Source organism: Pedobacter sp. MR2016-19 (assembly GCF_014947265.1).
In the GTDB taxonomy this organism is placed as follows: domain Bacteria; phylum Bacteroidota; class Bacteroidia; order Sphingobacteriales; family Sphingobacteriaceae; genus Pedobacter.
In genome coordinates this window covers 23,755-46,460 of sequence record NZ_JADCNK010000029.1, presented here as the reverse complement: position 1 = coordinate 46,460, position 22,706 = coordinate 23,755, and the positions used below count along the sequence as shown (strand labels likewise).

13 protein-coding genes are annotated in these 22,706 nt (G+C 37.8%); 11 read left to right on the top strand and 2 right to left on the bottom strand.

Translation table 11 applies throughout. From position 1 onward, the window contains the following. Positions 1–97 precede the first annotated feature (97 nt). From IM793_RS23265 to IM793_RS23235, 7 genes are all read left to right on the top strand, one after another. The gene (locus IM793_RS23265; RefSeq protein WP_193425670.1) at positions 98–1,921 is read left to right on the top strand and encodes a beta-galactosidase; all 1,824 of its coding nucleotides are present in this window, start codon (positions 98–100) and stop codon (positions 1,919–1,921) included. Between the two features lie 265 nt (positions 1,922–2,186). Further along, positions 2,187–5,216: a TonB-dependent receptor gene (locus IM793_RS23260; RefSeq protein WP_193425668.1), complete on the top strand. Its 3,030-nt coding sequence runs from the start codon at positions 2,187–2,189 to the stop codon at positions 5,214–5,216. A gap of 12 nt (positions 5,217–5,228) precedes the next feature. Further along, the gene (locus tag IM793_RS23255) at positions 5,229–6,854 is read left to right on the top strand and encodes a RagB/SusD family nutrient uptake outer membrane protein (RefSeq protein ID WP_193425666.1); all 1,626 of its coding nucleotides are present in this window, start codon (positions 5,229–5,231) and stop codon (positions 6,852–6,854) included. 777 nt (positions 6,855–7,631) lie between these two features. After that, positions 7,632–10,886, top strand: coding sequence for a TonB-dependent receptor (locus IM793_RS23250; RefSeq protein ID WP_227256364.1), 3,255 nt, complete (start codon positions 7,632–7,634; stop codon positions 10,884–10,886). Between the two features lie 184 nt (positions 10,887–11,070). After that, complete coding sequence (locus tag IM793_RS23245) at positions 11,071–12,882, top strand: RagB/SusD family nutrient uptake outer membrane protein (RefSeq protein WP_227256363.1); 1,812 nt, start codon at positions 11,071–11,073, stop codon at positions 12,880–12,882. 35 nt (positions 12,883–12,917) lie between these two features. Beyond that, the gene (locus tag IM793_RS23240) at positions 12,918–14,105 is read left to right on the top strand and encodes a DUF5000 domain-containing lipoprotein (protein ID WP_193425664.1); all 1,188 of its coding nucleotides are present in this window, start codon (positions 12,918–12,920) and stop codon (positions 14,103–14,105) included. A gap of 25 nt (positions 14,106–14,130) precedes the next feature. Then, the gene (locus tag IM793_RS23235; protein WP_193425662.1) at positions 14,131–15,363 is read left to right on the top strand and encodes a DUF4998 domain-containing protein; all 1,233 of its coding nucleotides are present in this window, start codon (positions 14,131–14,133) and stop codon (positions 15,361–15,363) included. 408 nt (positions 15,364–15,771) lie between these two features. Here the strand turns inward: IM793_RS23235 and IM793_RS23230 are convergent, their stop codons facing one another. After that, positions 15,772–16,302 carry an OmpA family protein gene (locus IM793_RS23230; RefSeq protein ID WP_193425660.1) on the bottom strand — a complete coding sequence of 177 codons (531 nt, stop codon included), beginning with the start codon at positions 16,300–16,302 and terminating at the stop codon, positions 15,772–15,774. Between the two features lie 179 nt (positions 16,303–16,481). On the opposite strand from IM793_RS23230, the gene IM793_RS23225 reads away from it, so the two are divergent. Continuing rightward, positions 16,482–17,252 (top strand): SDR family NAD(P)-dependent oxidoreductase, encoded by a 771-nt coding sequence (locus IM793_RS23225; RefSeq protein WP_193425658.1) that lies wholly within the window; start codon positions 16,482–16,484, stop codon positions 17,250–17,252. A 23-nt stretch (positions 17,253–17,275) separates the two neighbouring features. On the opposite strand, the gene IM793_RS23220 is transcribed toward IM793_RS23225, so the two are convergent. Continuing rightward, a complete protein-coding gene (locus tag IM793_RS23220; RefSeq protein ID WP_193425656.1) occupies positions 17,276–17,974 on the bottom strand; it encodes an NUDIX domain-containing protein in 699 nt (232 codons plus the stop codon). Between the two features lie 161 nt (positions 17,975–18,135). Between IM793_RS23220 and IM793_RS23215 the strand changes: the two genes are divergently transcribed. From IM793_RS23215 to IM793_RS23205, 3 genes are read left to right on the top strand one after another with little or no spacing between them, the layout of a single operon-like run. After that, positions 18,136–19,197: a UDP-glucose--hexose-1-phosphate uridylyltransferase gene (locus IM793_RS23215; RefSeq protein ID WP_193425654.1), complete on the top strand. Its 1,062-nt coding sequence runs from the start codon at positions 18,136–18,138 to the stop codon at positions 19,195–19,197. 11 nt (positions 19,198–19,208) lie between these two features. Beyond that, on the top strand, positions 19,209–20,360 hold the full coding sequence (locus IM793_RS23210) for a galactokinase (protein WP_193425652.1): 1,152 nt from the start codon (positions 19,209–19,211) through the stop codon (positions 20,358–20,360). 38 nt (positions 20,361–20,398) lie between these two features. Next, positions 20,399–22,075, top strand: a complete 1,677-nt coding sequence (locus IM793_RS23205) for a sodium/sugar symporter (protein ID WP_193425650.1) — start codon at positions 20,399–20,401, stop codon at positions 22,073–22,075. Positions 22,076–22,706: the final 631 nt, after the last annotated feature.

Genomic DNA, 22,706 nt, shown 5'->3' with positions numbered 1-22,706 from the left:
TTTTATATAAACCTTGATGATTGGATTGCATAAAAGCATGCAAAAGGAACTTTTTTGCCCAAAATTAGGGTCATCTTAAAAAACAACTTTAAAAAAAATGAAAGCAAAATTACTATGGTTGGTGGCGATATGTTTCTCCTTATCGGCTTTTGGCCAGCAAGCTAAACATACGTTTAAGCTGGGAGAAACAGACTTTTTATTAGATGGAAAACCTTTTCAGATTATTTCTGGTGAGATGCACTATCCACGTGTACCGAAAGAAGCCTGGCGGGCCCGTATGAAAATGGCCAAAGCAATGGGTTTAAATACTATTGGTACCTACGTATTCTGGAATTTACACGAACCACAAAAAGGAAAGTTCGATTTTTCAGGTAATAACAACATTGCCGAATTTGTAAAAATTGCCCAACAGGAAGGTCTATGGGTTATTTTAAGACCAAGCCCTTACGTTTGTGCGGAGTGGGAATTTGGTGGGTATCCTTATTGGTTGCAAACCGAAAAAGGTTTGGTGGTAAGAAGTACCGAACAACAATATTTAGAGGAGTATAAGAAGTATATTATTGAAGTTGGTAAACAGTTGGCGCCATTGCAGATTAACCATGGTGGTAACATCATTATGGTACAGGTGGAAAATGAATATGGTTCTTATGCCGCCGATAAAAACTATTTAGCTATCAACCGGAAAATGTTTATAGAAGCGGGTTTTGATGGATTGCTTTATACCTGCGACCCCGCAGCAGATGTAAAGGATGGGCATTTAGACGGGTTGCTGCCAGCACTAAACGGTATTGATAATCCAGCAAAAATCAGGCAATTGGTAAATGAAAATCACAATGGCAAAGGGCCATATTTTATTGCAGAGTGGTACCCTGCCTGGTTTGATTGGTGGGGAACCCCTCATCACACTGTTCCAGCAGCACAATATACCCAAAAGTTAGACTCTGTTTTAACAGCAGGTATTTCAATTAATATGTATATGTTTCATGGAGGAACCACCCGCGATTTTATGAATGGTGCAAACTACAAAGATATTTCGCCCTACGAGCCACAAACCAGCAGCTATGATTATGACGCACCTTTAAACGAGGCAGGAAATGTGACTGAAAAATTCAAGGCATTTAGAAGTGTGATCGAAAAACACCTTCCAGCAGGACAAAGTTTGCCACCAATTCCCACTGCAAAGCATAGTATGGCCATTGCGCCTTTTAAATTGGGTACTAAAATAGCATTATTTAATGCCCTGCCTAAAGCATTAAAAAATAGTATACCTTTAACTTTCGAGGATCTTAGTCAGGATTACGGTTACGTATTATACCGCACCACCATTCAGGGTGGTAAAAAAGGCGAACTGCAGCTTAAACAATTGCGCGATTATGCCCTCATTTTTATTAATCAAAAAAGAGTAGGTATTTTAGACCGTAGGTTAAACCAGAATACATTAGCATTAGATCTTCCGGCAGGAGAGGTACAGCTTGATATTTTTGTGGAGAATATGGGCCGGATAAATTTTGGAAAGTATTTACTCGAAAACAAAAAAGGAATTACCGAACAGGTTACTTTTGATGGTGCCGAAGTTAAAAACTGGTCTATGTATGGCTTCCCTTTTGGCAACGATCGTCTTAACATTACTGGTTCATCAAAAGCTAATGGAAATGGGCCAACATTGCAGAAAGGTTCCTTTCAGCTATCAACCGTTGCCGATACCTATTTAGATATGACCGATTGGGGAAAAGGAGTAGTATGGGTTAACGGACACAACTTAGGCAAGTACTGGGCAATTGGTCCACAGCAAACGCTTTATATCCCTCAGGAGTGGCTAAAAAAAGGTAAAAATGATATCGCCGTTTTAGAACTGATTAAACCTGATCAGAATATTTTAAAAGCAATTAACCAGCCAATCTTAAACACGCTTAAAAATTAAACTTAGAATAAACGTTTACAATCTTCAATTTAGGGGTTAAAAAGCTAAATTTTAATAAAAAGTAACGATTTAGCCCCTACTTATTACCGTATTACCCCTCACTCCATTGGGATTTTATGTTTACATTGTTATAATCAATCCTTCATTATTCATGCACAATTTCTACATCCGGTCTGATTAAATATTTACTGAAATATTTTTAATAGACTACACTTTTGAATTCCTCTCGAGGTTCAATTATTAACTAACCAAATAATCTTAAAAAATGAAAAGAAAACTACTAGACACATCTAAGTGTGCGGTAATGTTTTTGTTTGTTTTAATCCTATCCTTAGGTAAATCAAACAATTCAATTGCACAAACAATCGCTCAAATCTCAATTTCCGGAAAAGTAAAAGATAATAAAGGTAACCCCATTCCAGGTGCATCTATTAGTGTTAAGGGAACTACTCAGGTGGTGGCCAGCGATGCCAATGGAAATTTCAAAATATCAGCCCAGAAAGGAGAAAGCCTGGTCATTAGTTTTATAGGTTACGTAACGAATACAGTATTGGTAGCTAATGACACGCAACTGAGCATTATCCTTGCAGAGGATAAGGATAAAAACTTACAAGATGTAATTGTTGTAGGTTATGGTACGCAAAAGCGTTCTGATGTTACCGGTTCGGTAGTTTCTGTACCTAAAGCACGATTGTCGCAACTACCGGTTACCAACGTTTTACAATCTATTGAAGGTGCAGTTGCAGGTGTCAATGTTAGCACGACATCTTCAGTTCCAGGTAGCCAGCCAAATGCATTAATCAGAGGTCAGAATTCAATAAGCGCAACTACTGGGCCTTATGTGGTTGTGGATGGGGTACCTTTGACCAAAACCGGTGGTTCATTAAATGACATTAACCCCAATGATATTGCATCGGTAGAGGTTCTGAAAGATGCGAGTGCTACCGCAATTTATGGTACTAATGGCTCAAATGGCGTAATCTTAATTACCACAAAAAGGGGAACAACTGGTAAACCGGTTATTCGTTATAGCGGTTATGCAGGTATCGATAATATTGCACATATTTTGGAGCCAGGAAGCGGTGCAGATTATGTTCAAAAATATGCTGATATGCTTAAACAAACCGGCCAGGTACAACAAAGACCAGTTCCAAATATCGGTGAACTTCCTGCTTATAATGCTGGTACCACAACCGATTGGGTTAAAGAAGCAACCCAACAAGGTGTAATTCAGGATCATAATGTTAGTATTTCGGGCGGATCACAGGATGTTAAATATTTCATTTCTGGTGATTACCTGGATCAAAAGGGTGTAATTAAAGGTTATGAGTTTAAACGCATCGGTTTACGTTCTAACCTGGATATTAATGTTACCAGCTTTTTAACCGTAGGTACTTCAATGTTCTTAACAAGTAATAACTATGATGGTGGAAGGGCAAACTTATTGTTAGCTACGGCGATGAGTCCCTATGGTCAGGAATATAACGCAAATGGAACGTATGCGATTTACCCGATGAGTCCGGAGTTGTTGTACACAAATCCACTACTTGGTTTAACAACAACTAAAATTAGCAGAACGACCAACATTAATGGAAATGGTTACGCTGAAGTTAAATTTCCCGGTGCTTTAACTGGTTTAAAATTTCGTTTAAATGCAGGTTATACTTATTTTCCAGAAAGAAGAGGAAGTTATATTGGCCGTTTAGCCAATGATTTAAATGGTACCGCAAGTAGTTTCAATGCCTCTACAAATAGTTATACTGTTGAAAATATCTTAAGTTATTCCAAAGACATTAAAAAGCACCACTTCGATTTTACGGCTTTATACAGTGCTCAAGAGCGTCAATACAGTTCTACTACAGCTGGTGCAGTTGGTTTTATCAATGATGAATTGGGTATGAATAATATGGGTGCCGGAGCTACACAAACCAGTGGATCTTCCCGGGATAGATATGGATTGAACTCACAAATGGGTCGTTTGTTTTATTCATATGACAGCAAATACTTACTGACTTTAACTGCACGTAGAGACGGTTCTTCAGTTTTTGGCGCAAATACAACCAAATACGGTGTTTTCCCTTCTGCTGCAATTGGCTGGAATATCATTAACGAAGACTTTATGAAAAGCGCCAAGGTTTTCAATAACCTGAAACTAAGATTATCATACGGTAAAACAGGTAACGAGGCTGTAGATGTTTACAGAACCATAACCACAGAAGGTTCTTTACGCTCTCCATTTAATGGGATAAGTACAATTGGTGTTGCTCCAAATAACTTAGGAAATACATCATTACAATGGGAAACCACAAAAACGGCAAATATTGGCTTAGATTTCGGTATTCTTAACAACAGGATTAATGGTAGTATAGAAGCATATCAGAATAAAACATCAGGTCTTTTATTAAATAGAGCTTTACCAATTATAACGGGTTACTCAAGAGTGTTAGAAAATATTGGTAAAACAACGAATAAAGGTTTAGAGATCACTTTAAATACACAAAATATTGCTGGTAAAGATTTCCGTTGGGAAACCATGTTTGTTTTTGCGACTAACAAAAATAAAATTACCGATTTATACGGCGATGGAAAAGACGATTTAGGAAACAGATGGTTTATAGGTAAGCCAATTAGAGTAGTGTATGATTATCAAATGACTGGCGTTTGGCAAACGGGAGAGGACGTTTCTAAACAAGACCCAACAGCAAAACCAGGAAGCCTGAAATTTGCTGATTTAACGAGCGACGGTAAAATTACTGCTGATGACAGAACGATTCTAGGTCAAATTGATCCAAAATGGACCGGTGGTATAACCAATACTTTCCACTACAAGAATATCAACCTGAGCATTTTCATTCAAACTGCTCAAGGGATGACTAGAAACAACCCTGATTTAAGCTATGGTGATGAAACCGGAAGAAGAAATACACCTGCTGAAATTGGTTACTGGACGCCTGAAAATAGGAGCCAGACAAGACCAGCATTATCTTACAACAATACTTTGGGTTATGGCTATGCATCAGACGCAAGTTACACCAGAATCAAGGATGTGACGTTAAGTTATGTTTTCGCACAGTCAGTGTTAGATAAACTTCACCTTGGTGGCTTAACCGTATATGCAAGTGGTCGTAACCTGCACACTTTTACCAAATGGGTAGGTTGGGATCCTGAACAAATTACTTACAGTAGAGGATCAGGCGATGGCAATGCAAATCAGCTGGCATTTGCAGCAGACTGGACCAATAATTATCCTTTAACCAGAACCTTCGTATTGGGTTTAAATGTTTCATTACGTTAATTTACAATCATCATGAAAAAATATATAACCATAATTGCATCCTTATCGGTGCTGTTTGTTGCATTTTCATCGTGCAAGAAAGCATTTTTAGATGAGAAACCGTTTTCATCATATACGCCATTAACGCTTACGGATTCGCTTGGATTTGAAGCTTCATTAATAGGTTTGTATAACCATACCAGTACAATTTTTTCCTGGGCTGATCAGCAGGGCTGGCCAAGCGTTTGGCAGGTTGGAACTGATGTTGCAAACGCAACCAATAACCAGCAAGGTGTAGAAATTCCTTATTATAATTACGCAACGCTAACGCCAACGGATAATGGAGCTGCCCGTACCTGGAACAGAAACTACATCATGGTAAACTTAACCAATATTATTGTAGACGGAGTCGATAACCCCGGCTTAACAAGCTTAAGCGCAAAAGGTAAAAGCCTGGTAAGTGCCGAAGCTAAATTTTTCAGGGCTTATGCTTACAATAACTTAGCAACTTTGTTTGGTGGCGTGCCATTGATTGTGCATGCATTAGCGGGGCCTAAAATAGATTTTGTAAGGGCGCCAATAGCTGATGTAAATAATTTTATCGTTTCAGATTTAGTGTATGCTGCGGCAAACCTTCCTGATATCGAATCCGTAAAAACAAATAGTAAGGGGAAAATGTACGGCAGAGCGAATAAGTTTATGGCGATGCAATTGCTTGCTGAGGTTTACCTTCGTATCGGCAAGCCTGATTTGGCAGAGCAACAGGCCCAGGCAATTATCAGCAGCGGCAAATTCAGCTTAATTAAAAACCGCTATGGTGTTAAAACCAGTCAGGCCGGAGATTATTACTCTGATATGTTCCAGTATGGCAACCAGAGAAGATCTCAGGGGAATACAGAGGCTATCTGGGTACTGGAACAGGAAAATCCGAATGTTGTTGTTGGTGGAATTACTGATAATCCCCAGCAAAGAAGGGTATGGGGGGCTGCTTATTACAACATTGCAGGTATGGCTATTGCCGATTCATTAGGTGGCCGTTCTATTGGTAGATTGCGTTTGAGCAACTGGGTGCTTTACGGTTTGTACAAAGGAAATGATATCCGTAATTCGCAATACAACATCCGCAGAAAATATTATTACAACGACCCAGATCCTAAATATGCAGCAAAATTTGGAAAACAAGTTCCTTTTACCGGTCCTGATACGTTAATCAATATTTGCCCAAGTACAACCAAATGGGGCGCTTTTGATCCCAATGATACTTTTGGTTATGCAATGATTAAAGATTTCATTTTGATGCGGTTAGGCGAAACTTATCTTCTGTTAGCTGAAGCACAGGTTGCACAAGGTAAAACAGGAGATGCGGCAACAACAATTAACGTGTTAAGAACCAGAGCAAATGCTTCACAGGTTAGTGCTTCTGAAATGACAAAGGATTTTATTCTTGATGAAAGAGCCAGAGAATTAATTGGTGAAGAAAACAGAAGAATGACCCTAATGAGAACCGGAACTTTGGTAGAACGTGCACTTCGTTTAAACTCGAATGATGCGTCAAAACCAATTACTGGCTTAACGACAAAAAATTTGTTATTGCCAATTCCTTTAGGTGAAATACAGCTAAACAAAGATGCTGTGTTGACTCAAAACCCAGGTTATTAACCCTTAAGGTTACTTAATTAATTCACTCTCCGAACCTTTCTGTAAAGAAAGGTTCGGAGAGTTTTTATTTACAGCCATTTTTAAAGCAGCTCAACCTGGTGAATCTGTTAAATCAATATCCTTTTAAGAAAATGGATTATGGAATCTTTCTTTTCAGAAATTAAACTTTAAATCAAAGTTTAATTTCTGACTAAAAACAGAAAAACAACATAAAAGGCCTAAAAATAACAATTTAACCCCTATTTATTACCGTATTACCCCTCACTACAAGCGATTTTTTTATGGTTAATTTGTTTAAACCAAGTATAAGAATAGAAGACTGATCCAGATTATTCGAGATTAACTACTAGAATAATTGATGTGTACAGCAGAGTAAAGAAAATATTATATCTAGTTTTTTGAAGCAAAATCTAATCCTTTAACTAATTATAAAAACACAAACAAAATGTCCTCATTCTTATTGACTCAAATTATTATTTGATGATGTGGTACGAACCCATTGTCTGCTTAACAAAAAAATAATGCCTAAACCAAAATTATGAAGAAAGATAAATCTACTCCACTTTTTTAAAATCCTAAACAAAAATAGGAAGTCCTTACTGCTGGTAAGGGCAGAACAATCAAAAATGTGAAGGGATAAGGCGCTACATGTGCCGCTCCCTAAACATTACCGACGAAACATTTTCGATAGAAAGAACTCCTGATGGCTCAACAAACTTGAGCAGGGGTAAGCTATGATCTAACTTATTGATGTACCTAACCAATTTAACCACTTTTATGAAGAAAAAACTACCAAATAAAATACTGCTCCATCCACACAGTATTGCCTTTAGGTCAATTTTAAAATTTTTATTCTGTTTTGTAATTATAACTTCTTGTTTAACGGCAGCAGCACAAACAGAGATAACCGTAATGGGTATAGTTAAAGACGAATCCGGGGGGATCCCAGGAGTAAACGTCAAAGTGTCTGGTACACTAAAAGGAATTTCTACAGACTCTGACGGGAAATATAATATTAAAATGGCCAGGTCGGGTAAATTGCTGTTCACAGGAATTAGTTACAAACCTAAAACGGTTATAGTAGCCGATTATTTACCAAATAAAGATGGCGTTTATATTATTAACGTAACGCTAGTGAGTGATGTAGGCTCTTTAGATGAAGTAGCTGTAGTGGGGTTTGGTACTCAGAAAAAGGCAAGTATGGTCAGTTCCATCACGACCATTAATCCAAAAGAACTGAAAGGTCCAACAAGTAATCTAACTACGATGATGCAAGGGCGTGTAGCAGGTATGATCGCCTATCAGCGTAGTGGAGAGCCAGGGGCAGATAATGCACAGTTTTTTATTCGTGGCTTAGGTACTTTCGGTACAGGTAAGCAAGATCCGTTGATCTTAATTGACGGTATAGAATCTACACAGAATGATATGGCCCGCTTGCAGGCAGATGATATCGCCTCATTCAGTGTTTTAAAAGATGCCACTGCATCGGCAGTTTATGGTGCCCGTGGTGCTAATGGTGTAGTGTTAATTACAACAAAATCTGGAGAAGCCGGTAATACAAATTTTACGGTCAGATCAGAAACGGCTGTTTCATCAAATACAAAGAATTTTCAATTTGCAGATAATATTACTTATATGAGAATGGCAAATGAGGCCGCACTAACGCGAAATCCTCAGGCCGCTTTACCTTATCTTCAAACCAAAATTGATGGTACGGCCAGGGGTGATAATCCTTTATTATATCCAAGCAACAACTGGATCGATCAATTAATTAAAGACTATACCATAAATACCCGTAACAATATTAGCTTACAGGGCGGTGGCGAGAAAGCCCGGTTTTATGTTGCAGGAACATACAATATAGATAATGGGTTACTAAAAGTTGAGGGACTGAACAATTTCAACAATAACGTAAAGTTGAAAAACTATTCTGTTCGCTCCAATGTTGATCTTGATCTGACCAAAACAACCAAAGCAGCAATTCGGGTTTATGGTCAATTTGATGATTATTCAGGTCCGTTACTAGGCCCCAATGGACAAAATGGAGGAGAGCGAATCTTTAACCAGACCATTTGGTCTAACCCAGTTCTTTTTCCGGCAGTTTACCCTTCAGAATTATCTCCTTTTGCTACACATGCCTTATTTGGTAATGCGATTACCCCAAATAACGGACTATATGTAAATCCTTATGCCGAAATGGTAAAAGGATATTCTGAGTACAATGCATCAACCTTACAAACACAAATTGAATTGAAACAAGATTTAAAAGTGTTTACTGAGGGTTTAAATGCACGTTTAATGACTTATGCCAGAAGATATTCTTATTTCGATGTTTCCAGAAGTTATAATCCCTTTTATTATGTAGCCAGCGAACAGCCAAATGGAGGTGTTGGTTTGCAGGTTCTAAATCCAGGCGGACAAGGTTCTATAGGTGCAACAGGTACTGAGTATTTGGGTTATTCGGAAGGTAGAAAGATTTTAAACTCGACTTTTTATGCAGAATTGGCCTTGAATTATGCGAGAACATTTGGAGGCAAACATGCAGTAAGTGGTATGCTTATCACAACCATGCGGAATTACCTTTCGGGCAATGCTGGAAGTTTGCAGTTATCGCTTCCGGCCCGTAACCAAGGCTTATCTGGTAGAGCAACATACGGTTACGACGATAAATATTTAGCCGAATTCAATTTTGGTTACAATGGATCAGAACGTTTTGCAGATAATAACCGTTTTGGTTTTTTTCCATCATTTGGCTTAGGTTATGTATTGTCTAATGAAGAATTTTTCAAGCCATTAACTAAAGTAATCAACAGCATGAAGTTGAGGGCTACTTATGGTTTTGTTGGAAACGATCAGATTGGAAATGACGATGATCGTTTCTTTTATATGTCGGAAGTCAACATGAACAACTTTGATTATGGTGCCACTTTTGGCGAGCAATATGGCTATTATAAAACTGGGATATTGGTGAGCAGATACGCTAATCCATTAATTACCTGGGAGAGATCAGAACAACTTAATCTAGGGGTAGACTTTAGGTTTTTTAATGCGCTGGATATCAATATTGATGTTTACCGAAATACACGTTCCAATATTTTAACTGCACGTACTTATATTCCTACCACAATGGGTTTACAGGCTGCTGTTAGAGCCAATACCAATAAAGCCCAGAATGAAGGGGTAGATTTTGCAGCAGCCTTCAATAAATCTTTTGGTAGCGGATGGTCAGTTCAAATGAGAGGGAATTTTACATATGCCAAAAGTAAAATACTGATTAACGATGAGCCAACGTACCCAGCTAACGAATATTACAGAACAAGCGTAGGCCTGCCTACCACTCAAAGATTTGGATACATCGCAGAACGCTTATTTATTGATGATAATGAAGCTAAAAACTCTCCCCTGCAATTTGATGGAACTCCTGGCTTAAACTATGGAGGTGGCGATATCAAATACCGGGATGTAAATGGCGATGGATTGATTAATGATCAGGATCAGGTGCCTATTGGTCTTCCAACTTCACCCGAAATTATTTACGGTTTTGGAGGCACAATTGGCTATAAAAGCTTCGATTTCAGTTTCTTCTTTCAGGGGTCTGCCCGCTCTTCATTCTTTATCAATTCAGAAAATATTGCCCCATTTGTATTAAACGGAGGTAGTCAGAATGGATTATTGTCAGCTATTTCTGATAGCTATTGGTCAGAAGAAAATAGAAATATTTATGCCATGTGGCCGCGTTTGAGCCCCAACTTCGTGAGAAATAATAGCCGGGAGGGTAACGACCTTAATCAAACCTCAACCTGGTGGATGAGAAGTGGAAATTTTTTAAGGTTGAGAAGTGTTGAGTTCGCTTACAATGCCAATAAAAAAATAACGCAAAGAATCGGATTAACAGCACTCCGTTTATATGTAAGTGCAACTAATTTAGGTTATATCAGCAGCTTTAAAACCTGGGATCCTGAAATGGGTGGTAAAGGCTTAGGATATCCTATTCAGGGCACATATAATTTAGGTGTCAGAGCCTCATTTTAATAAGAAAAACATGGCTTTAAACGATAATAAAATGAAAAATATTACTATAAACAAAATAAAATATAACGTTAGGGATATACTTATCACATTGTGTTTTGTAAGTGCTATATGCACTATGTCAGCATGTAAAAAATATTTAGATATAGTGCCCGATAACGTTGCTACAATAGATAATGCTTTCACTATGAGAACGGAAGCAGAAAAATACCTGTTTACCTGTTACTCCTTTTTGCCCAGAGACGGCGACCCGTTCTATAACGTAGGTTTACTCTCTGGCGATGAACTTTGGGTTCCAACTCAGGAATGGGATTTTGTATCTTATGCCTGGCGCGGTGCAAGGGGCGGGCAAAATGCTGCCAATCCATACATGAACGCATGGAATGGTAATTATCAAGGCGGAGGACCAAACGATAATTATGGTTTATGGAAAGGGATAAGAAATTGTAATATCTTTTTAGAGAATGTAAAAGATGAAAGTAAAGTAAGGGACTTAAGATCCGACGAGCGTGCCCGTTGGATAGCTGAGGTTACTTTCTTAAAAGCGTATTACCATTATTACCTGTTGCGGATGTATGGGCCGATTCCGTTAGTAGATCAGAATATAGATATTAGTGCTCCAGAAGATGATGTACGGATTAAACGTAGACCATTTGACGAATGTGTGGCTTATATTTCTGGTTTGATAGATCAATCTACAACAAATCTGCCACCTATTATTACCGATAGGACAACAGAGTTGGGAAGGATAACCAGACCTATAGCTTTGGCTGTAAAGGCAAAACTATTATTACTTGCGGCAAGCCCATTGTTTAACGGCAATCAGGATTACACCAATTTCAAAGACCGAGATGGTATAAATTTAATTTCAACGACTTATAGTGCTACAAAATGGAAAAGTGCTGCTGATGCGGCTAAGGTAGCTATTGATGCTGCAGAACAAGCAGGTGCCGCATTATATAAGTTCCCGGGATCAACCTTTAAACTTTCCGATACCACGAACCTGCAATTAACATTAAGGAGTTCAATTACAGAACGATGGAATGTCGAACATGTTTGGGCAAACCCAAACACTAGGGCAGATATGCTACAACGGGTAGCTATGCCTAAACTTGCTTCAGGAGGAGCAAGCGGTGATGCAAGAATGCAGTTAGCCGCTCCGCTTAAAATTGCCGAAATGTTTTATTCAAGTAATGGAGTGCCTATTAATGAAGACAAATTTTTAAATTTTTCGAATAAATACAGCTTGAGAACTGCTGTAGATAAAGAACGATTTTATATAAAAGCAGGTTATGAAACTGCGCGGGTAAACTTTGATCGCGAACCACGCTTTTATGCTGCCCTTGGTTTTGATGGTGGCGTTTGGTACAAATATGATAGCCCTTCTAACTCTGATGAAAATACATGGGTTGTTGAAGGGAAGTATACCCAGTTAGCAGGGGCTACACACGTTGGCTTTTACAATGAAACGGGTTATTATATTAAAAAATTGGTAGACTGGAACATGACGAACAGTACCAATGGTGTTTCGTATCGCGATTATCCTTGGCCTCAAATACGACTTGCAGATTTATATCTTATGTATGCAGAAGCCTTAAACGAAAGTCAGGGGCCTGTAAATGATGTTTTCGAATATGTAGATCGGATTCGAAAACGGGCAGGTTTATCGGGTGTGGTAGAATCGTGGAATAGTTTTTCCAATAACCCTAATAAACCAACAACCAAAGATGGTTTGAGAGAAATTATCCATCAGGAAAGAGGAATTGAGCTTGCTTTCGAAGGCAGTCGCTATTGGGATATGAAAAGGTGGAAGAAAGCGGGCGAAGTATTCAATCAAGCTATAACAGGTTGGAGCGTTTTTCAGGCCAATACCTTAGATTATTATAGAGTAAGGACGATTTATACACAAAATTTTGTTGCTCCACGCGATTATTTAGCACCAATTAGAAATTATGATATCACTGTAAATCCCAAACTGGTTCAGAATCCAGGATGGTAATTTATAAATCAAATAGCATTTTCAATATGAACACTATGAAATTAAATTTTGCACTACTATTATCAATGGTGATAGTTTTTGTAGCAGGTTGTAAGGTTGATGAACTGGAACCTCTCGAAAAAAATACAGATGTACCAGGTGCCATTTCCAATGTAAAATGGGTTGCTGGGCCAGGTAATGCAACTTTAACGTATGCAGTACCCAACAATAATAATCTACTTTATGTAAAAGCTGTTTATACCCTGGCCTCAGGGCGCATAATGGAAGTAAAGGCTTCCTATTATGGAAATACCTTAAAAGTGGAAGGTTTTGGAGATACAGAAGAACATGAAGTAAAACTTTATGCAGTTACAAGAAGCGAAATAGAGTCAGCTCCAGTAAGTGTAAAGGTGAAACCCCTTGAAAATCCGATTTGGGGAGTATTTAGAAGTATTAAAGCGCAGGCCGATTTTGGAGGATTAAGATTTACAGCAAAAAACATAGCTAAAGCAGATTTGGCGATAGAAATCTTAACAGAAGATAGTAAAGGCAAACTCGTACCCACTTCTAAAAATATTTACACCTCAATTGTAGATATAGACCAGGCGATAAGAGGATATGATCCTATTGAACGCAAGTTTGCCATTACCATTAGAGATAGGTGGTTAAACTATAGTGATACCTTATATACTTCATTAACACCACTTTATGAAGCGGTTATTCCGAAATCAGGTTATAAGTCCGTTACATTGCCAAGCGATGTAGCCTTGAACACCTCCACTTCAATTGCTGGTATGTGGGATGGAGATACAAATGGCTGGCCAAGGGTATTAATGACGAGTTCTGGAGTTTTAACTCCTCAATGGGTTACTTTTGATATTGGCAAATTATCTTCTTTAAGCCGTATTGTGATGTGGGATTATCCTGAGTATTTAAATGGTCGGACCTATTATTATGGTGGTAATTTGCTAGACTTTGAGGTATGGGGAACAGATAACCCACCATCAGATGGTAGTTTTACAAACTGGACTAAGCTAGGTACCTTCAAATCTATAAAACCATCAGGTAGTGCCTATGGGGTAAATACCGCAGAAGATAATACTATTGGCGCTGCGGGTTTAAACTACACTTTCGATCCGGGTATCCCTAAAGTACGATATATCCGTATCAAGAGTTTAAAAAATTGGCAGGGAACAACATTTATGGCCATCGGAGAAATTCAGCTTTATGGTGATCCTAGGTAATATGATAACGCTAAATAAAATTAAGATGAAAAGAATTTCTAAAAAAAATAACATTCGGCTATGTCAATTGGGAGTAGCCCTTTTATTAATTACAGCAATAGCTGCTTGTACTAAAAAAGACGATTACAAAAAGTTTATTGAAGGTGGAGAAATCTCATATACAGGTAAATTAGATTCTGTCAAAATCAATTCTGGTAAGTATCGTGTATTAATGAACGGTCTGTTTATTGCAGATCCGAAAGTTAAAAAATGTGTAGTGTATTGGAACAACAAGGCAGATTCGGTAATTATTCCGGTTACCCGAACACCAAATGTTGATACCCTTAAATTCTTCATTAACAACATGAAAGAAGGAGTGCAAAATTTTATCATCTATACTTATGATGGTGCTGGTAATAAATCTATTCCGGTATATAAAACGGGTAGGGTATATGGAGATCGATATCAGGTTACCCTGTCGAATAGAGCAATAAATTCAGTATTTACAAATGAAAATGGGGTAACAACACTTGAATTGGGAGGAATGGACAGGGTAAGTGGGGTGTTCGCTACAGAAGTGATTTATACAGATAATGCAAATGTAGACAAAACGGTAAGGATACCAATCAATACAAACAACTTTACCCTAGCAAATTTTAAAGAAAAAGGAACGATTAAATATCGCACCCTATTCTTGCCTGATACTTTAAGTGTTGATACATTTTATACCGATTATACAAGTTTATATGTTCCAAAGTTTATTAAAGTAGATGTAACCTCAACCTATTTAAAAAATGTTGGTCCTAACGTAAACTTTTCGTCTATTAATAGTGGCAATAGATGGGGTATTTTAAGCGATTGGATTACAAGTGCGTCCGTAAAAAATGCAAGTGGTTTCGGTGGGTATGAGAAAAAAAGTAATGTCGGTTACATATCACTCGAAGCAGGTTGGGGATTGCCTAATGTTACCGATGGTAAAATATATCAAACGGTTAATCTTCCGGTAGGTAATTATCGTTTTGAAATCGTAATGACTGATTTTAATGCAGGCGGATCTAGATACCTTACCGTTGCAGAGGGGACTAGCATACCGAATGTAGCAAATATCACAAGTTCAAGTATTGCCTTTTCTAATCTGGAAAGTAAGACACTTAATTTTGAATTGCTTCAGTCAAAGCAGGTTTCTCTAGGTTTTGCTGCATCGTTAACGGGTACAAGCAGTACCGGACAATATGCAAAGATAGCATCAGTTAAACTCTATAAAATCAATTATTTGTAATAAGTGTTATAACGCATTAGCAATCTGAAGAAATAAAACGTAAAGATTGCTAATGCTGATTTCTACTAAGCATAACCATTTTTTTTTACTGTTATATCGTTAAATTAGTCGATCAAAGAAATCATCTACGCAAAAATATATTTCAGATTAGTTTTGTTTTATTTCTTGCCATTTTCATCCAATCCTGCACCGTAAACAAGGATCAGAAATTTTCAAATGCTTATCTTAAGGGAGGTATGAATTGTGGAGCGTTAAACAGTACAAAATTTCCCAGTAGGATGGAAGTCGACTGCGAGTGCATCAGGAATATATTTCGACCTTACAGATTTTGAAACCTGTAAGGTCTTGGGGAAATAAAAAAGGGCTATGAAAATTAAATCGTGGCCCCTTTTTCTTATATTTTAAGAACTAGTTCTGAACTTTTATTTCAGTTCTTCTGTTCAGCATTCTTCCTTCTTCGCTGTTATTGCTACTAATCGGCTCTTTCTCGCCATGACCAACAACAGTGAAATTATTTCCATTTAAACCGGCGTTTATAAAGTATGATTTTACGGCATTTGCACGGTCTACAGAAAGTTGCATGTTGTGCTCAGGCGTACCTTCCGCAGATGAATGGCCATTTAGAATAAATTTTGTATCTGGCGATTTTTTCATTTCTGCTACTGCTTTATCCAGAATTGAGAATGATGATGTTTTAAGTACAAATGAATTAAACTCAAATTGGATGTTATCTAAGTTAAAGTTAGGTTTTTCAACCGGAGCAGGTGCTTCTTCTTTCTCTGGTGCAGGCGTTGATTTTTTCTCTTCTACTGGTGGTGCAGGCTTTTCAACAGGTGCCGGAGCAGGCTTTGCTGCCAGTTTTTTTGTTTTACAAGAGTACATGGTTAGCGTAAACAAAGCTAGGAGCGTAGTAAATAAAAGGTTTTTGGTAATGTTCATGTTTTAAGATTAATTTAAGTTTATTGCGTGTTTGTTGACCAAACATACTAATAAATGATTACAGCTATAACGATGTTTTTTTTAAGAACTTACATTTAATGTATTAATCCTGTTAATAACTTCAGTTTTACGCAAACATATTCACATCAATTTTCCTTTATGTATTATAACATTTTACTATGGACCGTTTTGAAAACAAAATCGCTTTAATTACCGGAAGCAGTCAGGGAATTGGCGCTGCATGTGCCTTAAGATTGGCCAAAGATGGCTGTGATATTATTTTAAATGGGCATAAATTTGATGAGCGGGGCGAAAAACTTATCAAAGAAATACAGGCCATGGGTAGAAAGGCAACTTTTTTGGAAGCCGATTTAAGTAAAGCCAATGCAGCCATTAAAATGATTACCAATGCAGTTGCAGTATTTGGCCATTTAGATATCCTGGTCAACAATGCGGGGGTAGAAAAAAAAGCCAGCTTTTGGGAAGTTACGGAAGAAGATTACGACCTGATCATGAATACAAATTTAAAAGGTGTTTTTTTTAGCATCCAGTCGTTCGTAAATTATTGTAGAAAAAGCAAAGTGGCTGGAACCATAATCAACATGAGTTCTGTACACGAAGAAATCGCATTTCCACATTTTGCTGCCTACTGCACGAGTAAAGGAGGTTTAAAGATGTTAACCCGAAATCTTGCTTCAGAATTAGCCCAATTTAATATCAGAATTAATAACGTAGCTCCCGGAGCTGTTTCAACACCGATCAATCAGGATTTATTGAACAATAAAGAACAGCTGGATAAGCTACTTCAGAATATCCCGTTAAAACGAATGGGTAAGGTAGAAGATGTGGCTGCGGTAGTGGCATTTCTTGCTTCTGATGATGCCGCTTATGTAACCGGATCAACTTATTATGTAGATGGAGGATTAACTTATCATTATGAAGAACAATAGGCTAACCCATGTTATAAATTAATTTAAGTCTTTAAATTTGGCATTAAGTTTAAGAAAGCCTGCGAATTGGCATTGTATTTTTTCTTATCTAATTTAAAATAGAATGCACCTTTTTTAGAACCTGTTCTGTCCTTTTCGGCCAGCTTAATTAATAATCCTGTAGAGGTAATTTTACGGCTAAAATTTCTGGTATCGATTTTAGTGTCGTTTACCTCCTCAAAAAGAATATGCAGTTGTGGAATCGTAAATTTTTTAGGCAGCATTTCGAATAATATTGGATGAAGTGCAGCTTTATACCTTAATTTTTTTCGGGCATCAGCAACCATTTGGTTATGATCGAAAATAAGTTTTGGCCGGTCGTTAATCAAAAACCATTCTGCCTCATAATCGTCGCTTAACTGTGCCTCATATTTGTGAATATCAATGAGGGCAAAATAGCCAACAGAAAGCGTTCTTTCGATGGGGTCGCGGCCTGGCTCTCCATAAATCTGCATCTGCTCCAGGTAAACGCCTTCTAAACCTGTCATTTTTTTGAGTACCCTATTTGCTGCATCATCCGGACTTTCATCGGCGCCTACAAAACCTCCCATTAAACTCCATTTATTTATTTCGGGTTCTAAACCCCGCTTAACCAATAGAATTTTAAGGTGTTCGCCGTCAAATCCAAACACGATGCAATCAACAGCAACAAGATAATGTGGCTGCCTCGAATATTCAATCATTTTTTATCAAGGTTTTAAAGGGCTTAATATGTTCAAATTTTCACGAAAATAAAAATTATTATTAATTGTCTTTTTGACAATTAATAATAATTTTATAATTTGGCAGACTAGATAGGAGAGCCATGTGGCTTTCTTTTTTCTAACCAGTTGAAAAATATAAAATGAACCAAACATTCGAACTTGACAGTAATCCACATACCCGGCTTAACATATTAACCGGCGAGTGGGTGTTAGTATCACCACACCGCACCAAGAGACCATGGCAAGGTAAGGTTGAAGATATCACACCAGATAACCGCCCCGAATATGATCCTAAATGTTATTTATGCCCGGGAAACGGTAGGGCAGATGGCGAAAGCAATCCACAATATACGGAGAGCTTTGTTTTTAATAATGATTTTGCTGCGTTGCTTGAAGACACGCCTGCCGGTGATATGAACGAAGATGATTTATTGGTAGCTAATAATCAGAGAGGGCTTTGCAGGGTAATCAGTTTTAGTCCGAAACACAACCTCACACTTCCTGAAATGGGTGTCGAAGCCATAACTGCTGTGGTAAATGTTTGGCAGAACGAATTTAATAGCCTTGCAGAAAATGATTGGATCAAATATATTCAGATTTTCGAAAACAAAGGTGAAATAATGGGCTGTAGCAACCCACATCCGCATGGACAGATCTGGTCTCAGGGTGATATCCCATTGGAAATTGCCAAAGAAACCGAACGCCAGAAAACTTACTATGCCATTCATAGGAGAAGTTTACTTGCCGATTATTTAAAACTGGAGCAAAAGAAAAACGAACGTATTATATTTGAAAATGATCATTTTGCAGTATTGGTGCCTTTTTGGGCAGTTTGGCCATACGAAACCATGGTCATCAGCAAAAGACATGTCAATAGTATTAAACTTTTTACTGCTGCAGAAAAGAAATCACTGGCTGAAGCTATTAAAATCCTCACCACTAAATACGATAACCTGTTTGAAACATCTTTCCCTTACTCGGCAGGTATGCACCAGGCTCCGGTGAACAATGGTGATTACCCAGAATGGCATTGGCATATGCATTTTTATCCACCATTGTTACGCTCGGCATCAGTTAAAAAATTTATGGTCGGTTATGAGATGCTTGCCAACCCTCAGCGAGATATTACCCCTGAGTTTGCGGCAAACAGGCTGAAAGAAATGTCTGCTATTCACTATAAAACCAGCAGGGCTGAAGATTAAAATTATTGACAATGAATGCACAACATTTAAAAAATACATTTAACAAGCTTTTCAATGCTGAACCCATTTTAGTGCGTTCGCCCGGAAGGATCAATATTATTGGCGAGCATACCGATTACAATGGCGGTTTTGTAATGCCTGCTGCTATAGATAAAGCCATTTATGTAGCCATATCAAAAAGAGAAGATGATGAAATACATTTATTTTCAGAGAGTTATCAGCAATTTGATATTTCATCAATCAAAAGCCTGAAAAAATCAGAAAATAGTTGGGCCAATTACATTTTAGGTGTTGCCGATCAGTTAAAAGAAAGAGGTTACCAATTAGGAGGTTTTAACTTTTATATCGATGGTGATGTGCCTTTGGGCGCAGGTTTATCCTCTTCGGCTGCTGTAGAATGTGCTACGGGCTTTGCGCTCGATCAGCTTTTTTCGCTTGATGTTCCAAAAATAGATATTGCTTTAATTGCTCAAAAGGCTGAACAGACTTTTGCCGGTGTTAACTGCGGTATTATGGATCAGTTTGCCTCTGTATTTGGTAAAAAAGATCAGGCCATCATGCTTGATTGCAGATCGATGAAACACGTTTATATCCCATTAAAATTAGATGGTTACAAACTTTTGCTTTTAAATACAAATGTAAAACATGCCCTTGCTGATTCGGCTTACAACAAAAGAAGAGCCCAATGTGAGCAAGGTGTAGCCTGGGTAAAAGAACATTACCCCAATATAAATACATTACGTGATGTAGATCTTAGTATGTTAGAAGCACATGTTAAGCCAAAAGATGAAGAGGTATTTACAAAATGCAGCTTTGTAGTGAAAGAAATAGGGCGTTTACTAACAGCGGCAGAGCAACTTGAAAACGGTAACCTGCAGGGTTTAGGAAACCTGATGTTCGAAACGCACGAAGGTTTAAGCAAAGATTATGAAGTAAGTTGTAAGGAATTGGATTTTTTGGTTGAAGCTGTTAAACCACTGGATTACGTATTGGGTGCCAGGATGATGGGCGGTGGTTTTGGTGGTTGTACCATCAATATTGTTAAGGAAGAAAAAATTGCGGATTTAATAGAGGAACTGTCTTCTAAATATTTATTGCAATTCGGCCTCAAGCTGGATGCTTATACTGTTCAAACCGATAACGGAACCAGTTTATTTAATTAAATTTAAACAACCCAAGGTATTTTAACCAAAATAAATCAATGAAAAACAACTTACTAGATACGAAGGATTACATTGTATTTGCAATTTACTTCGTTATTGTAGCCGCTTACGGGCTCTACATTTACAACAAGAAAAAATCCGAATCTACGGGTTCTAAAGATTATTTTCTTGCGGAAGGTTCTTTAACCTGGTGGGCAATCGGTGCATCTTTAATCGCATCAAACATCTCTGCTGAGCAGTTTATCGGTATGAGCGGTTCAGGCTTTAAAATGGGATTGGCTATTGCAACCTACGAATGGATGGGCGCACTTACCTTGGTAGTGGTAGCCGTATTTTTCATTCCGGTTTATTTGAAAAACAAAATTGCTACCATGCCGCAGTTTCTGCACCAGCGCTATAATGGTACTGTAGCCATGATTATGGCCGTTTTCTGGTTATTGCTTTATGTTGTGGTAAACTTAACTTCTATTCTTTACTTAGGTGCTTTAGCGGTAAGCAGTATTTCTGGTTTCGATTTAAGGTTTTGTATGTATGCCATTGCAATTTTTGCCATTCTCATCACCTTGGGTGGGATGAAAGTAATTGGGTATACCGACGTAATCCAGGTGTTTTTCTTGATTTTAGGTGGCTTGGCTACCACTTATCTGGCTTTAAACCTGGTTTCTACACATTATGGTACAAGCGGTATTTTTGAGGGCTATAGCTTAATGACTTCTAAAGCATCGGAGCATTTCCATATGATCTTAAAACCTGATAACGAAAATTATATCGATTTGCCAGGCTTAAGCGTATTGATTGGCGGTATGTGGATCGTGAACCTAAACTATTGGGGCTGTAACCAGTACATTACACAACGTGCTTTAGGTGCTAATCTGGAAACTGCACGGGGAGGTATCCTTTTTGCAGCTTTCTTAAAGTTGTTAATGCCTATCATTGTGGTATTGCCTGGTATTGCCGCTTATGTGTTGTATAAAGATGGTGCTTTCCAAGCCGAAATGCTGCAGGATGGATCTGTAAATCCAGATCGTGCTTACCCGGTATTGTTAAACTTGCTTCCTGCAGGATTAAAAGGGCTTTCCTTTGCTGCCTTAACCGCTGCGGTTGTGGCATCACTGGCGGGTAAAGCAAATAGTATTGCCACCATTTTTACGTTAGATATTTATAAAAAAGTATTAAAAACCGATGCTACAGAGAAAAATTTAGTTACAACAGGTAAGATTTCTATTGTTGTAGCAATGATTCTTGGCGTGTTGATTGCTCCACACTTGGGAATCGATAAAAAAGGCGGCTTTCAATACATTCAGGAATATACCGGTTTTGTTTCTCCGGGTATTTTTGCCATGTTCATTTTAGGTTTCTTCTGGAAAAGAACAACTTCTGGTGCAGCACTATTTGCTACCATTGGAGGTTTTGGTTTGTCAATTTTACTTAAATTTTTGCCTACACTAACCGATCTTTCATGGTTGTCGGGTATGGGCTTCTCTGTTAAAAATGCAGCCGGAGTTTACGAAATTCCATTTTTGGATCGGATGGGCTTTGTATTTGTATTCTGTATGTTAGGTATGGTGATCATCAGTTTAGCGAGCAACAAAGTTAAGGCAGAAGCTAAAGGATTGGCTATTGATGCTAAAATGTTTAAAACCACTACCAGTTTTGCAGTAGGCGCTTTAATCATCATCGGCTTATTGGTTGCGCTGTACAGTGTGTATTGGTAAACAATTTAGATCAACAATTATTTACTTTGACAATCTTTTGGGCGTAATGCCTGATGATTGTCAAAGTTTTAACTGCATCATTACCTAATGATTAAAGAAATAAGTCGATTAATTACTTTGACAATCTTTGTGCGTGATGCCTGTAAGATTGTCAAAGTTTTAACTGCATTATTCCACAATGATTAAAGAAATAAGTCCGATTAATTACTTTGACAATCTTTGTGCGTGATGCCTGTAAGATTGTCAAAGTTTTAACTGCATTATTCCATAATGATTAAAGAAATAAGTCCGATTAATTACTTTGACAATCTTTGTGCGTGATGCCTGTAAGATTGTCAAAGTTTTAACTGCATTATTCTATAATGATTAAAGAAATAAGTCCGATTAATTACTTTGACAATCTTTGTGCGTGATGCCTGTAAGATTGTCAAAGTTTTAACTGCATCATTACCTAATGATTAAAGAAATAAGTCGATTAATTACCTTGACAATCTTTGTGCGTGATGCCTTTAAGATTGTCAAAGTTTTAACTGCATTATTCTATAATGATTAAAGAAATAAGTCCGATTAATTACTTTGACAATCTTTGTGCGTGATGCCTGTAAGATTGTCAAAGTTTTAACTGCATCAT